At 70.0% G+C, this 13,638-nt stretch carries 13 protein-coding genes and 1 riboswitch; of the genes, 3 read left to right on the plus strand and 10 right to left on the minus strand.

Annotation, left to right across the window (positions count from 1 at the left end; translation table 11 throughout):
* Positions 1–114 precede the first annotated feature (114 nt).
* The gene (locus QME70_09120; GenBank protein ID MDI6894750.1) at positions 115–804 is read left to right on the plus strand and encodes a diphthine--ammonia ligase; all 690 of its coding nucleotides are present in this window, start codon (positions 115–117) and stop codon (positions 802–804) included.
* Here the strand turns inward: QME70_09120 and QME70_09125 are convergent.
* The 10 genes from QME70_09125 to QME70_09170 form a co-directional block, all read right to left on the minus strand.
* A complete protein-coding gene (locus QME70_09125; protein ID MDI6894751.1) occupies positions 758–2,377 on the minus strand; it encodes a cobyric acid synthase in 1,620 nt (539 codons plus the stop codon). The two genes, QME70_09120 and QME70_09125, sit on opposite strands and share 47 nt — an antisense overlap.
* A complete protein-coding gene (cobD, locus tag QME70_09130) occupies positions 2,367–3,482 on the minus strand; it encodes a threonine-phosphate decarboxylase CobD (protein ID MDI6894752.1) in 1,116 nt (371 codons plus the stop codon). Before cobD ends, QME70_09125 begins: the two co-directional genes overlap by 11 nt.
* Positions 3,398–4,435, minus strand: coding sequence for a GHMP kinase (locus QME70_09135; GenBank protein MDI6894753.1), 1,038 nt, complete (start codon positions 4,433–4,435; stop codon positions 3,398–3,400). Before QME70_09135 ends, cobD begins: the two co-directional genes overlap by 85 nt.
* A gap of 43 nt (positions 4,436–4,478) precedes the next feature.
* The gene (gene cobS / locus QME70_09140) at positions 4,479–5,243 is read right to left on the minus strand and encodes an adenosylcobinamide-GDP ribazoletransferase (GenBank protein MDI6894754.1); all 765 of its coding nucleotides are present in this window, start codon (positions 5,241–5,243) and stop codon (positions 4,479–4,481) included.
* 4 nt (positions 5,244–5,247) lie between these two features.
* Entirely contained in the window at positions 5,248–6,234 is a 987-nt protein-coding gene (gene cbiB, locus QME70_09145; GenBank protein MDI6894755.1) for an adenosylcobinamide-phosphate synthase CbiB, read from the minus strand.
* A 7-nt stretch (positions 6,235–6,241) separates the two neighbouring features.
* Positions 6,242–7,123, minus strand: coding sequence for an alpha-ribazole kinase (locus tag QME70_09150; GenBank protein MDI6894756.1), 882 nt, complete (start codon positions 7,121–7,123; stop codon positions 6,242–6,244).
* On the minus strand, positions 7,120–7,701 hold the full coding sequence (locus QME70_09155) for an ECF transporter S component (GenBank protein ID MDI6894757.1): 582 nt from the start codon (positions 7,699–7,701) through the stop codon (positions 7,120–7,122). The genes QME70_09150 and QME70_09155 overlap by 4 nt, the downstream gene beginning before the upstream one ends.
* 11 nt (positions 7,702–7,712) lie before the next feature.
* Positions 7,713–9,275, minus strand: a complete 1,563-nt coding sequence (gene cobU / locus QME70_09160; protein MDI6894758.1) for a bifunctional adenosylcobinamide kinase/adenosylcobinamide-phosphate guanylyltransferase — start codon at positions 9,273–9,275, stop codon at positions 7,713–7,715.
* A gap of 115 nt (positions 9,276–9,390) precedes the next feature.
* Positions 9,391–10,479, minus strand: a complete 1,089-nt coding sequence (locus QME70_09165; GenBank protein ID MDI6894759.1) for an iron ABC transporter permease — start codon at positions 10,477–10,479, stop codon at positions 9,391–9,393.
* Between the two features lie 12 nt (positions 10,480–10,491).
* A complete protein-coding gene (locus tag QME70_09170; protein MDI6894760.1) occupies positions 10,492–11,490 on the minus strand; it encodes a cobalamin-binding protein in 999 nt (332 codons plus the stop codon).
* Between the two features lie 137 nt (positions 11,491–11,627).
* Positions 11,628–11,833, minus strand: a riboswitch (cobalamin riboswitch).
* A gap of 94 nt (positions 11,834–11,927) precedes the next feature.
* Between QME70_09170 and QME70_09175 the strand changes: the two genes are divergently transcribed.
* Together QME70_09175 and QME70_09180 are read left to right on the plus strand one after the other, a co-directional pair.
* Positions 11,928–13,244, plus strand: a complete 1,317-nt coding sequence (locus QME70_09175) for a D-alanyl-D-alanine carboxypeptidase family protein (GenBank protein MDI6894761.1) — start codon at positions 11,928–11,930, stop codon at positions 13,242–13,244.
* A gap of 105 nt (positions 13,245–13,349) precedes the next feature.
* Positions 13,350–13,580, plus strand: coding sequence for a hypothetical protein (locus tag QME70_09180; GenBank protein ID MDI6894762.1), 231 nt, complete (start codon positions 13,350–13,352; stop codon positions 13,578–13,580).
* The last annotated feature ends 58 nt before the right edge of the window (positions 13,581–13,638 follow it).

Genomic DNA, 13,638 nt, shown 5'->3' on the forward strand with positions numbered 1-13,638 from the left:
CGCCACCGTTACTGGGGTTTGAGCGCAGGCATGGCTGTGGTACACTGGAACGCGAGGTGAGCCATCCCTGCAGGGGACGGTGTCTGACGGGAATTTCGGGGAGGGGGGCGCGCGTTGCGGTGCTTTGTCTCCTGGAGCGGCGGCAAGGACAGTTGCCTGGCGTTGTGGCGGGCCAGGCGGTCCGGGGCCGACATCGGTTACCTGGTCACCACCTATTCGGGAAGAACCGAGCGCACCATGGCCCACGGTTTGCGGCTAGAGTTGGTGCGGACTCAGGCTGAGGCCCTTGGTGTCGAGCTCATCGCGGTGGAAACCGGGTGGGAGGAGTATGAGGCCAGGTTTAAGGCAGCGATTTCCTCGCTGCGCGAACGGGGCGTGGAAGCGGGCGTCTTCGGTGACATAGATCTGCGGGAGCACCGGGAGTGGGTGGAGAGGGTGTCGCGGGAGGCGGGCCTCAATGCTTTGCTCCCGCTGTGGGGCGCGGACCAGAGCGTTCTCCTGCGGGAGTGGGTGAGCGAGGGGTTCACGGCCGTCATCGTGGCCGTTCGGTCGGACCTGGGCCTGGAGTGGCTGGGGCGGACGCTGGACCGGCGGTGCACGGCCGAGCTTGACCGCGCCCTGACCCGGCGCGGACTGTCGCCGTCAGGGGAGAGCGGCGAGTACCACACCCTGGCGGTGGACGGCCCGCTCTTTCAGCGGCCGCTGGAAGTACGTGAGGCGGTCCCCGTGCTGCGGGGGCGTCACTGGATGTTGGACATCAGCGAGTTTGGCCTGGGGGAACGCAGGCCTGAGGCGGGGGGCTGAGCCCCAGCAGCCGGTAGATGAATTCCATGTCCAGGTGGGCCCGCACGATGCGGGCCAGCTCGTCGTACCGTCCTTCCCGCGATGCGGACAGGTCTCCGGCGGCCGAGAGGACGAAGGCCTCTGGCGCTGCGGGAGGAAGGCCCCGCCGGCGACGTAGCCAGTTGACGAACGCCCGGCGCAGGTGGTCGTTGTAGAAGATGTCGTGCAGGTAGGTGCCAAACACCAGGCCGGAGGGGTCCACGGCTCCCTCGGGTATGTCGGCCGGAAGGTTCCTGCGGCGAGTTATGTGCAGCCAGGGCTCGGCCCCCTGCAACCTGATGGTGGTGCCCATGTGCACTTCGTAACCGTGCACTGTGGTATGAGTGAGCTCCTCGAGGAACCCGGTGCTCCCGGTCACCTCGGCCTCCACCAGGTGGGTTTCCTTGGCGGGCAGGAACACCGTGCAGGCGTCCAGCAGCGCCAGGCCCTCTTCCTCGCCCGCCGGTCCGTCGATCCCCAGGGGATCGGCCACGGCGAGGCCCAGCATCTGGTATCCTCCGCAGATGCCCAGTACGGTGGTGCCCTGCCTGAGCAGGGCCTGGATTTCCCGCTGATACCCCTGCTCCTTCAGCCAGCGCAGGTCGGCCAGGGTGCTCTTGCTGCCCGGGATGATTACTGCGTCGGCGGCACCGATGGGGCGTCCGGGCGGCACGTAGCGCAGCTGCACGCCGGAATCTGACTCCAGTGGGGCGAAATCGGTGAAGTTGGCGATGCGGGGAAGACGCAGGACCGCCACCACGGGCGTGTCTTCTTCGGTGGGTGTCCCCGGCGAGGCGCCTCCCGCCCATCGGCGGGTGCTTCGTTGGTCCAGGGAAACCGAGTCTTCGTCGTCCACGAGTGGCTCCGGGACGTAGGGGAGGACGCCCAGCACCGGCTTGCCCGTGTTGCGGGTGAGGAACTCGAGTCCCGGGCGCAAAAGCTCAGCATCGCCCCGGAACTTGTTGACCACTAACCCGGCTACCCTGTCCCGTTCGTCGGGCTCCAGGAGGGCCAGGGTGCCCACCACCGCGGCGAGCATCCCTCCCCGGTCGATATCGGCCACCAGGAGCACGGGGGCGTCGGCCAGAGAGGCCACGTACATGTTGGCCAGGTCCCGGTCCCGCAGGTTGACTTCCGCGGGGCTGCCCGCCCCTTCGATCACCACCACGTCGAAACGCCCGAGGAGTTGCCGCAGGCTTTCCTCGACCACCTTTGCCAGCACGGGGACGTGGCGTTCCCGGTACTGGCGGGCCTCTGCTTCCCCGAGGGGCCGCCCGAGCACTACCACCTGGGAGCGGGAGTCGCCCCCCGGTTTGAGCAGGATGGGGTTCATGATGGCCTCCGCAGGTATCCCGGCGGCTTCGGCCTGACCGGCCTGGGCCCGCGCGATTTCCCGGCCATCGGGCGTGACGTAGGAATTGAGGGACATGTTCTGGGCTTTGAAGGGGGCGACCCGCAGGCCATCCTGGTGGAGGATACGGCACAGTGCGGTCACCAGCACGCTCTTCCCCACGTGGGAAGCCGTCCCCTGGATCATGATGGCCTTACCGCTCATCGGCGAGCACCTCCCGCAGGGCGCGGGCCAGGCGCTCGTTCTCGCCCGGCAGCCTTACCGCCACCCGGATGTAATCACCGGCCTCCAGGCCGGGGAAATCGGAGCAATCCCGCACCAGGATCAGCCGGCGCGCCAGCCGGGCGGCCACCACGCTGGCCGGGCGCGGCTCAAACGGAGGGGGCGAAGGTCTGGTGTGGAGGAGCAGGAAGTTGGCGGCCGAGGGGAAGACCTGTAAGCCCGGGATGGCGGACAGCGCCTCCGCCAGTGCCCGGCGGAGGCCAGGGAGCAGGCGGCGGGTGCGCTGCACGTACTCCTGCTCCTGGAGGCAGCCGATGCCGGCCACCTGAGCCAGGACGCTCACACTCCAGGGGTCGCGGGTTTCCTCCATGCGGCTGACGAGGGGTGCCGGCGCCGTGAGGTAACCGAGCCGCAGGCCGGGCAGGCAGTACAGCTTTGTGAGGGAGTCGAGCACGGCCAGCCGGGCCCCGGTGCCGTCGGAAGACCCGACCAGCCGCCGCAGGGAGAGCAGTTCGGGCCGGGGGAGGAAGCCCAGGAAGGACTCGTCCAGGAGCAGCCAGGCGCCGGCGCGGGCGGCGGCGTCCAGGATGGGAGCCAGTTCATCGGGAGTGGTCAGGGTGCCGGTGGGACTGTTGGGGTTGCACAGTATCGCCAGGTCGTACCGCCCGTGGTGCAGGGCGGCGGCCAGGCGGTCCCCGGGCAGCCGGAATCCCGCTGCGTCCATGGGGAGGTAATCCACCTCGCCTCCGCACGCGCCCACGGCCCGGGCATACTCGCCGAAGGTGGGGGCGGGGATGAGGGCCCGGCGGGGACTGATGGCCCGGCAGAAGCAGTAGATGAGTTCGGCGGCGCCGTTCCCCACCACCAGGTGATCCAGGGAAACGTCCAGGTGACGGGCCAGTTCCCTCTTGAGGGTTCCTCCCCGGGGCTCGGGGTAATGAGCCACATCTCCGAGGTGATCGCGCAGGAGAGCCATCACCCCTGGAGGAGGGCCCAGGGGATTCAGGTTGGCGCTGAAATCCAGGATCTCTGCGGGGTCCGCTCCCAGAGTGCGGGCAGCTTCCCATATGCGTCCGCCGTGCGCCATACTCTGACACCACCTCCGGTGACGCCGGTAAGACCGAGAACGGTGGCGCCGGGCCAGCCAGAAAGCAGTTCCGCCACCAGGTTTCTCGTGCGGGGACAGGGTGGCAGCAGCACCCCCAGGACGGTGCCGCTGTGGGCGTTGACCACCCCCAGGGCGCCCCGGCGGCAGGCCCCCCGTACCAGTTCCGGGAGACCGGGGCGGGGCAATATGGCCTGGTGAGCCAGGGTGCTGACGGTTGCTCCCCGCGCCATCAGGACGGGGTCGCGGCACCTTATGCCGCGGTGCACGAGGCGCAGGGCTTCTCTCACCAGAGGCTCTTTGCAGCGGTTGAGCGCATCCAGATTGGGTCGGCGGTTGAACTGTTCCGTGTCCACTTCTCCCCCCAGATCCACGACGATCAGCCCCAGCGCGGGCGGCGGCCCCACGGCCTTCATCAGGGTACCGCGGCGGTGATCCAGCAGTGCCAGCCCGGGGAACATGGTGCTGTCGCTGGGTTCGATGGCCAGCGCTATCCGGGCCAGCTGCTCGGGTCGAAGTTGCTCGCCCAGGGCGGCCGCGGTGGCCCCGGCCGTGGCCAGGATGTCGGCTGTGCTGGTCCCCAGCCCCTTGCCGGGAAGGCCGGGGGTCACGAGGTGGATCGCCGCGCGGCGCACCTGTCTGCCCAGGGCCAGGAGGGTTACCTCCAGGGCGCGCACGGCCTTGTTTCCCGCGCCGGGGATCGGTCGGGGAGCACCCGGGGGCAACAGGGCGTGCTCCACGGTGACGGCCACCGGTCCCGGTGACGTGGCGGGTTCCAGCCAGACCCGTGCCCGGGAGTAGAGGGGGACGGGGCAGGATATGAGGAAGTCCCGTCCCCCGATGGTGCCTTGTACCAGTTCCCCGCAGGTGAGCGGAGCCCTGGCTTCGCCCCCAGCCCATTCAGGCAACCGCAACCACCATCCCTTCTCGGGCAACGGCCACTACCACCTCTCAGGCAATGGGCGCCGCCATCCCTTCTCAGGCAACGGCCACCACCGTCAGCAGGAATACGGTCTCGGCCAGCTCGCACAGGGCTCCGTACACGTCGCCGGTGAGTCCTCCCAGCCGCCGGGCCAGGCGGCTTGCCGCCAAGGAGCTTCCCACCAGGCCCAGCACCGCCCCTCCCGAGAGGGCGGGAGCGTAGCGGGGGTAGCCCAGGCAGGCTGCCGCCACCAGGAGGGAGGTAATGGCCAGAGTCAGGACGGCCTGGCCGCGTGATACCCGGCCTGCAAAGGGAGACGCCAGGCCGGGCAGCTCCCGGGGGTAGCGGTAGAAGGGCATCACCGTGACCATGCCCTGGCGGCCCAGGGCGGACATCACCAGGAGCGCCGCCGTGCGCGGAGCGGCCGGGAGGGCCGCCAGGCTCGCGTACTTGAGCAGGACGGTTAAGAAGGCGGCGGCTGCCCCCACGGCTCCCACCCGGGGGTCACGCATGATCTCTAGGGCCCGTGCCGCCGGAGCGCGGCTGGCCAGACCGTCGGCAGTGTCCGCCACGCCGTCCAGGTGGATGCCCCCGGTGAGCGCCCACGCCAGGGCGACCAGCAGGGCCGCCACGACCTGGCCCGGCAGCAGGGGGGAGAGGAGGTGGTTGGTCAGAGCCAGCGCCCCACCCAGGCAGGCGCCCACCACGGGGAAGAAGGGCACGCAGCGCACCAGATCCCCGGGGGACAGCGATGCGCCGGCGCGCTCTGCGCCCGTAGGAATGACGGTCAGGATCGAGAAGGCGGTTCGCAGGCGCCGCAAAATGTCACCTCCAGTGCCGGCACAGTGTGAGCCCCAGGGCGGACAGACCGGCACCGCAGATGAGGGCCAGCCCGGCGGCCGTCGTGACGAGGGCGAGGGCTGCCCGCACGTCCCCGGCCTGAAGGGGACGCCCGGGTTCACCGAGATAAGGGCGAAAGGAGGGGACGCCGCGATAGCGGTTCGGGCCTCCCAGGCGCACACCCAGCAGACCCGCCATGGCCGCTTCGGGATAGCCGCTGTTTGGACTTGGGTGGGCGCGGGCGTCCCGGCGGAGGATGCGCAGCGCCCGGCGCCAGTCGTATCCGCGCACGGCGCCGGCGGCCAGCAGCAGGGCGGCGCTGAGCCGGGCGGGCACCAGGTTGGCCAGGTCGTCCAGGCGGGCGGCACCCCAGCCGAAGAAGCGATACCGTTCGTCCCGGTAGCCCAGCATGGAGTCCAGGGTGTTCACGGCCCGGTAGGCCAGGGCCCCGGGGGCCCCGCCCAGGAAGGCGAAGAACAGGGGAGCCACGATGCCGTCACTGGTGCTTTCCGCCGCGCTCTCCACCGCCGCGCGGGCCACTTCCGCCTCGTCCAGGCCGGCGGTATCGCGACCCACGACCAGGGACACGGCCCGGCGGGCGGCGGAGAGGTCGCCCCTGTCCAGGGCGCGGTAGACGGGCACCAGATGATCTCCCAGGCTCCTGGTGGCGAGGCTGGTGTAGATGAGAAGAACTTCCACTGCCAGTCCCACCAGGGGATGCGCGGATGTTGCCCACCCCACAGCGAGGACGCCGCAAAGGGCGGCCAGTCCCACCACCGTCACCACCAGCAGGCTGCCGGCCAGCCGCTGCCACCCGGGCGGGTGGTGCGCCTGCCGGAGCACTTTTTCGAGAGCGGCGGTCAGCTTCCCCATGGCCACTACGGGATGGGGCAACCAGCGGGGGTCGCCCAGGATCAGGTCGAGCAGGAAGGCCAGGGTCACCCTGAACCACAGCGCCTGCATGACGGGCATCACGGCCTCATCCCCCGCCCTGGCAGGAAGGGTGCCCGGGCCCGTCCGGGGCTGGAGGGATCAGAGTGCCCACCGGGTAACAGGGCCGCCGGCTCGGAGCCATGTGCCGCAGGAAGTCGGGCAAGCGGGCGGGCGGTACCGTCGCCAGGAAACAGGTGGCCGGGCCCGCCGACCTCTCCAGGTCCGGCTGCCCTTGTTCCCCGGCGCAGCTGTCGCCGAGGGTGCCAGCGGGTATGGCCGCCTCAACAGGCCCGGGGGTGGGGGAGAAGCAGAGTCCGGCGCGACGCGCCAGTCTGCCCGCTTCCCGGGCGATCCCGCCCGATCCCACGGGGATCAGGTCCCCGACCTCCCCACATCCCATGGCCAGGCGCAGGGCGGGGATGTCGGCGATGTCCGGGTCGTCCAACTGCACTTCGGCACCCACCTTGGGCTTCCCCACGGCCACCCCCAGGTCGCCTGCCCGAGCCCGGCCAAAGCGAATGGCGCCCCGGTTCACCCACCCCAGGACCGTGATCCCAGCCGAGGTCTGGGCGGTGGGGATATTCTTCTCGGTGCTAATGAGGAGGTTGCCGGCGGGGATGCCTGCCAGGGATGCCTCATCCCGCACTCCCCGCAGGATGGCTTCGCCGGCGGGATGCGGCGCCACGCCCAGGGTGGCCACCACCAGGAACGGTTGTCCACCCACCGCCAGGACCTCCAGTAGGGGGACCCGGCAGGTGAACCGGCCCACCACGTAGGGGGGGACGGCCACCACATCGGCGGGTCGGTCACCTATGCCGGCGCAGGAGTCGCACGCCACCACCAGAAGCCGCCCTCTGGCCACCGGGATGGCTACCACATCGTCGAGGTGGGCGAGACGCGCCCATGGGGATAGGGCAGCACGGGTCAAGCGCCGGCATCCTCCTTTCGACAGGCGGACCCGCGTGCCGCCCGGCCTGCACCTGAGCGAGACCCCATCGGCGCAGCAAGGGCAAGGCGGGGCACCACCCAGGTCAGGCGGGCGCGCACGGCTGCCTGGTAGGCCAGGGCCGCCAGGCCCAGGTTGAGGGCGGATGCCACCAGAAGGGGGATCAGCATGGCGGCGAAGAAACCGGGGCCGAATCCCGGAATGGGCAGGAAAAGGGCGGGGAAGACCACCCCGTTGAGGAGCAGCCCAAGGGCGAACGCCCACCATGGTCCCTTCCTGGCTCCGCACGCTGCCACTGCGGCGGCGCAACCGCCCATTCCGGCCGCGATGACCAGGTGGATGGCTATGGTAAGGGGGAAGCCTGCGGTGAGGGCGGTGAGCAGGTGTCCGGCTGCCGCCACCACCGCCCCCTGGCCTGGCCCCAGGGCCAGGGCGGCGAAGTAGCCGGGGGCCGAGTCCAGAGCCGGCGTCCCGGTCAGCGCGGGCACCTTGAGGGAGGCGCCCACGGCGCTCAGGGCGATGAGGATGGCCAGCCGCGTAAGGGTGCGCACCGTCGGCATATACTGTCACCTCACTTGATTTGCACCGGAATTCCCGAGACCATGAGGTACACCCGGTCTGCCAGGGAGGCGAACGACTGGTTCACCCGTCCCGTCACATCGCGGAATGCGCGTCCCAGCGGCCATTCGGGCACGAGGCCCATCCCCACCTCGTTGGTGACCAGGATGCACTCTCCCTGCAGTCCCTGGAGTACGGGACCGAGGCGGGCGACTTCCTCGTATACGCGCTGGCAAAGGCCGTCGTAGTCCCGCACTTCACCGGCCCCCCCTGTGTCCCCCCGGCGTTCGTCGGTCCGGCCTTTGTCCCTCGGGTTTTGGTCGTTCGGGCGTTCGTCATCCCGGCCTGAGCCGGTCTGTTCATGGTCGTCGTCCGGCAGGCAGCTGCCGTGCTCTGCTGCCTGGCGGAGGAGGTGGTTGGAGGCGAGGAGGGTGAGGCAATCGACGACGAAGCAGGTATCGGCCGAGTCTTCTGCCGCCAGGACGGCGCCCGGGTCGAAGGGCTCCTCCCTGGTCGTCCACGAAGAAGGGCGGCCCCGGCGGTGTGCCGCCACCCGCGCCCGCATCTCCTCGTCTCCCGGGATGCAGGTGGCCACGTACACCACCTTCTTGCCGGACCGGGAGGCCAGCTCTTCCGCGAAGCGGCTCTTTCCACTGCGCGCTCCCCCCGTCACCAGGGTCACCCTGCCCTGGGGGCGTTCGGGACAGCCCCCGGCGCATGCTGCGCTGTGGGCCGGCGCCGTGGAATGGGTGGCAGGGATTGCGGAGGCGGCGCCGCGGGGGGCAGGAAGCACCACCGGGCAGCCCGCCACGGGGTGGGTGGTGAGCACCACATCCACCCCGTACGCTTCCCGCAACAGGCACGGCCGCAGGACATGATCTGCCGGGCCCGCGGCCAGGATGCGGCCTCTGGCGAGCAGGATGAAGCGGGGGAAGTACTGGGCGGCCAGGTTGAGGTCGTGCATGGCGGCCAGGACCGTGACCCGGCGCTCCCGGTTGAGACGCCGCGCGATTTCCAGGATCTCCACCTGGTAGGCAATGTCCAGGTGGGAGGTGGGTTCGTCGAGGAGCAGGATCTCAGGCTCCTGGGCGAGGGCGCGGGCGATGGCCACCCGCTGCAGTTCGCCCCCGCTCAGGGCGGACACGGGCCTATCCGCCAGGGACTCCACCGCGGTGAGGCACATGGCTTCCCTCACCACGGCCAGGTCGCGGGGGCCGGGACCCGCGAAGGGGGGCAGGTGGGGGTGACGCCCCATGGCCACCAGTTCCTCCACCGTGAACTCGAAGTCGGTCGCGTGGGTCTGGGGGACCGTCCCCATCTGGCGGGCGATCTGGCGGGCGGGCAGGCGGGACGCGTCACGCCCCCCGACCAGCACCACCCCCCGGCGGGGGCGCAGGGCCCGGGTGAGGCACCTGAGCAGGGTGGACTTGCCCGCCCCGTTGGGTCCTATGATGGCGACCATGTCCCCGCGCTCCACCGCCAGCCAGATCTCCTGCAGTACCGGCCGGGAGTCGTAGCTGTATTCCAGGTCGCGCACCATGATGTGGGCCCTGGCGTGAGCCGTCCCCGAGGCCATGCGATGACCCATCAGGGTGTCGGATGTGGGGTGAGCCGTCGCCGTGGCTTTCACCTCCTGTTCGTCGCACCTGGCCAGGGTCTTCTATACGCGACGTCGCCTGGTCCGGGGCTCGTCAGGTGCGCTGGCCGAAGAAGCGCAGGCGCCTGCGCTGCCGCAGCACATACACGAAGAAGGGGGCACCCGTCATGGCCGTCACCAGGCCTACCGGCAACTCGGCGGGTGCGAGCACCGTCCGCGCCACCGCATCTGCCAGCATGAGGGTGCAGGCACCCCCCAGGGCGGCGGCGGGGATCACGAAGCGGTGATCGGGGCCGCCTGCCATGCGCACCAGGTGAGGCACCACCAGGCCCACGAAGCCGATTACCCCGCCCGATGCCACCGCCACCCCCGTGAGCAGGGACGCGGTGGCCAGCACCACCTTCTTGGTGCGTTCGACCTCCACCCCAAGGTGGTGGGCGGTCTCTTCGCCCAGGAGCAGGGAGTTGAGGTCGCGGGCGCAGGCCAGGGCCACCAGCATGCCTCCGGCGAAGTAGGGCAGGGCGATACGCACACCCTGCCAGGTGGCGGCGCCGAACCCGCCCATCAGCCAGAATACTATCTGGTGCAGGCGTTCGTCGGCGGTGAGATAGGTGAGGAGGGAGACCAGGGCCGAGACGAAGGCACTCACCGCCACCCCGGCCAGCACGAGGGCCAGCACGGAGATGAACGCGCGCTCTCGCGCCAGATGGTACACCAGCAGCACTGTGCCCGTAGAGCCCACGAAGGCCAGCACCGGGACGGCCCCCAGGCCGAACAGGTGCAGTTCCAGGGAGAGCACGATGGCCAGCACCGCCCCCAGGGAGGCGCCCGAGGAGGCGCCGATCAGGTAGGGATCGGCCAGGGGATTGCGGAACAGGGCCTGGAACAGGGTGCCCGCTATCCCCAGGCAGCCGCCCGTGAGCCCCGCCACGAGCACGCGGGGGAGGCGGAGTTGCCAGATGATGGTCTGCTCCAGGGACCCGGCGGCAGCCCCCGGCCCGATGCGCGGGATGCCCGGACCGGTGCGGAGAGCGCACAGGATGCGCCCCGGCGATACGGGGACGGCCCCCATGCCCACCCCGGCCACCAGGGCCAGCGCGGCTGCCACCCCCAGACCGGCCAGGAGGATCTTGCGCCTGCGCCACATGGCGCCCATGGCCCCGGTCAGGGTCCCCTCACCCATGGCGCTCATCGCCTACCTGGGGAAGAGGTCGGGGTGGATGATGCGGGCCAGCTCTTCCACGGCGTCGGCGATGCGAGGGCCGGGACGAGAGATGATGTCGGCATCGATGGCGTGGACGCGGCCGTTCTTGACGGCGGCGATGGCGGCCCAGCCCGGACGCGCCTTGAGCTTGTCCACGGTGAGCGATGCCGACCCGTGGAAGCTGGGGAAGATGATCACGGCGGGGTTACGCTGGATGACGGCCTCGGAGCTGAACTCCGGGTAATCGGTCTGGGCGTCGTAGGCGATGTTGCGTCCTCCCGCCAGCTCGATGAGCTGGTGGATCAGGGTGTGGGGGCCCACGGTCATGATGGGTTCGGAGTACACCTCGTAGTAGACCCAGGGTCGCTGGTCTCCGGGCACGGAGGCATCGATCTTATCTTTGACCCGGGTGATGCGGTTACGGACGTCGGAGGCGAGCTTCCCGGCGGCCTCGGTGGCGCCGGTGAGGCGCCCCACCGTCTGGATGTCTGCCAGCACCCCATCCACGTCCTTGGGGTCGAGCAGCACCACGGGGATGCCCAGGGCTTCCAGCTGGGGCAGTACCTTCTTGTGCATACTCGTCCCCAGGATCAGTTCCGGCTTGAGGGCGGCGATCTTCTCCACGCTGGGGTCGGAAAAGCCTCCCACCTTCTCCAGGGTCTGGGCCTCGGGAGGGTAGTTGCTGAACTTGTCCACTCCCACCACCTTCGACCCCAGGCCCAGGGCGAACACGGTTTCCGTGCAGGACGGGGCCAGGGAAATGATCCTCTGGGGCTGGGCGGGGACGGTCACCTGGCGCCCGGTGCCGTCGGTTATGGTAAGGGGGAATGGCGCCGGCTGGGCCGGCCCGGCCTCGGGCTTCTTGCCAGCGCATCCGGCGGCCACGGACACCGCCATGACCGCGGCGAGCAGCAGGACGAGCAGACGAGGCCCCGTCCCGCCCCGGTGGGCGTTCGGGTGCAGATTCGGGGACGATTTCCTGCGGGTCATCCTGGGAATGCTCCTTTCTGTTCTGGTTACGGGCCCCGGAACGCCGTGACCCCGGCCTCTGGGGCCGGGGTCACGTGGAGGATGCCGGAAGGATGTACCCTTTCCTCACGGTGCACGCCCCCTTCCCTCGAAGGTCGTCACACGCCGGCCGCGCGGGCAGGTTTCCTGGCTCCAGATCGTCGCTGGCGGCGCCTTCCCGTTCTCCCTTTCAGGTCTGGCTGAAGGACGAGAGAACAGTGGCATCCGTGCCGCCGGCTTCCCGGTTACAGTGGCGGGACCGCTCAGGATTTGCACCTGATTCCCTATTAGCCCCATAGGGGGCACCCGTACGGCATATTCAGTTGGCAGGAGCATTCTACCACGTGCGCGAAGCCCAGACAAGGCTGCTGGAGGTGCTACCGGTGGCGGGGGTCGGAGGTGGATGGCGGAGGTGGACAGTGAGGTTGGGTAGAGCTTTGAGCCTCAGGGCGGCGATGGTCGCGGGGGTGCTGGCGGCAGCGTTACTTGGGGCCGTGCTGGTTCCCGGATCGGCTGCGATACGCGGATCGGCTGCGGGGGCACCCGGCTGGCCGGATGTGGACGCCCGGGCCGTGGTGGTGATGGATGCGGGGTCGGGTCGCATCCTGTATGCCCGCTCGCCTGACGAACGCTGCCTCATCGCCAGCACCACCAAGATCATGACGGCGCTGGTGGCCGTCGAACGGGGCAACCCCGATGACCTGGTCACGGTGAGCCGCCGCGCAGCCACTGTGGAGGGTAGCCGCATCTACCTGGAGGAGGGCGAAAGGGAGGCCCTGCGCGACCTTCTTTACGCCCTCATGCTCCGCTCGGCCAACGACGCCGCCATCGCCATCGCGGAGCAGGTGGGGGGATCCGTGGAGGGGTTCGCCCGCCTGATGAACGAGAAGGCCCGCAGCCTGGGCTGCCGAAACACCCACTTCGTCAATCCCCACGGTCTGGATGACCGCGACCATTACAGCACCGCCCGCGACCTGGCCACCATAGCGGCTTACGCCATGAAGAACCCCGTATTCCGGCAACTGGTGTCCAGCCGCCGCTGGCAGATGCCCTGGCCGGCGAAGAACTCCACCCGGGTGCTGTACAGCGAGAACAAGCTCCTGGCAGACGAAGACGGAACCGGTATCAAGACCGGCTACACGGTGGCAGCAGGGCACTGCGTGGTCGCCTCCGCGCGGCGGGGTCAGTTCGAGCCGGTGGTGGTCATGCTGGGGGCCGGGCTGGAGTTCTGGAAGGATGTGCGGGCCCTGCTGGACCACGCGTTCGCCTGTTACCGTCCGGTCACCGTCGTCCGCTCGGGGCAGCCCGTGGCTTCCCGCCCTCTCACCGACGGGGCGGTGGTTGAGGGGGTGGCGGGGGCCGACGTGGTGGTTCCCCTGCTTCCGGAGGAAGCAGCCTCCCTTGATGGCAAGGTTAGGACCGCGGTGCGGTGGGACCCTGCTCTCCGGGCCCCGGTGGCGGCGGGGCACAGGGTGGGCGAGGTGGAGGTGTACTGCCCGGATGCGCCTCCTCTAACCGTGCCTCTGGTCGCCGCCAGCGCCGTAACCGTGCCGGAGCGGTCTCTGCCCTGGCCCTGGCTGGTGGCGGTGGCCGGAGCCGGCCTGCTCATCTGGCGGCGATGGCGCCGGACCCGGAGTGCAGCTACGGGGACCCGGTGGTCGCGGATCAGGAGTGCACGCGGGCAGTCGTGGGCCCGTTGGAGCTCACGACCTGGTAGGCCCAGGGGACCGAGGTAGGACGCCGTGCGCGCGCGTCTCCCTGGTTGGCGCTGAACCTGCGGGCGGCAGCGCCCCGGCAGGTCAGACGGAGCAGGCCGGGCCTGGCGGTGGTGGTCGATACCGATGACCCGCCCCTCTGGCCGTAACGTGGGGCTGGGGGGCAGTGATCCGGTGGAGGACGCCCGCAAGGTTGCCCGGCTGTGCCGGCAAGATCCGCGGGTGAACGTCCCGGTGGTGGACGTGGAGAGGCCCGCCATGGTATCCTTCGGGTTGACCAGGGAACTGGCCCGAGCCCTCGGGCCCGCATATCGAGGGTGGATGAATTGCCGGCCGATTCCCTGGCCCAGAGACTGACGCACTGGGTCAAGTGGGGGGAGGTAGCCTGGGCAGCGACAGCGAGAGGCGCCTCGCG

The organism is Bacillota bacterium (assembly GCA_030019365.1).
Classification (GTDB): Bacteria; Bacillota; Sulfobacillia; order JACIYH01; family JACIYH01; genus JACIYH01.

Bases quoted from the DNA above. Each gene is read 5' to 3' on its own strand.
- QME70_09180 (MDI6894762.1), top strand. From the start codon at position 13,350: ATGACCCGCCCCTCTGGCCGTAACGTGGGGCTGGGGGGCAGTGATCCG.
- QME70_09155 (MDI6894757.1), bottom strand. From the start codon at position 7,701: ATGCCGACGGTGCGCACCCTTACGCGGCTGGCCATCCTCATCGCCCTG.
- cbiB (MDI6894755.1), bottom strand. From the start codon at position 6,234: ATGCCCGTCATGCAGGCGCTGTGGTTCAGGGTGACCCTGGCCTTCCTG.
- cobU (MDI6894758.1), bottom strand. From the start codon at position 9,275: ATGGCCTCGGGGACGGCTCACGCCAGGGCCCACATCATGGTGCGCGAC.
- cobD (MDI6894752.1), bottom strand. From the start codon at position 3,482: ATGGCGCACGGCGGACGCATATGGGAAGCTGCCCGCACTCTGGGAGCG.
- QME70_09165 (MDI6894759.1), bottom strand. From the start codon at position 10,479: ATGGGTGAGGGGACCCTGACCGGGGCCATGGGCGCCATGTGGCGCAGG.
- QME70_09125 (MDI6894751.1), bottom strand. From the start codon at position 2,377: ATGAGCGGTAAGGCCATCATGATCCAGGGGACGGCTTCCCACGTGGGG.
- QME70_09170 (MDI6894760.1), bottom strand. From the start codon at position 11,490: ATGACCCGCAGGAAATCGTCCCCGAATCTGCACCCGAACGCCCACCGG.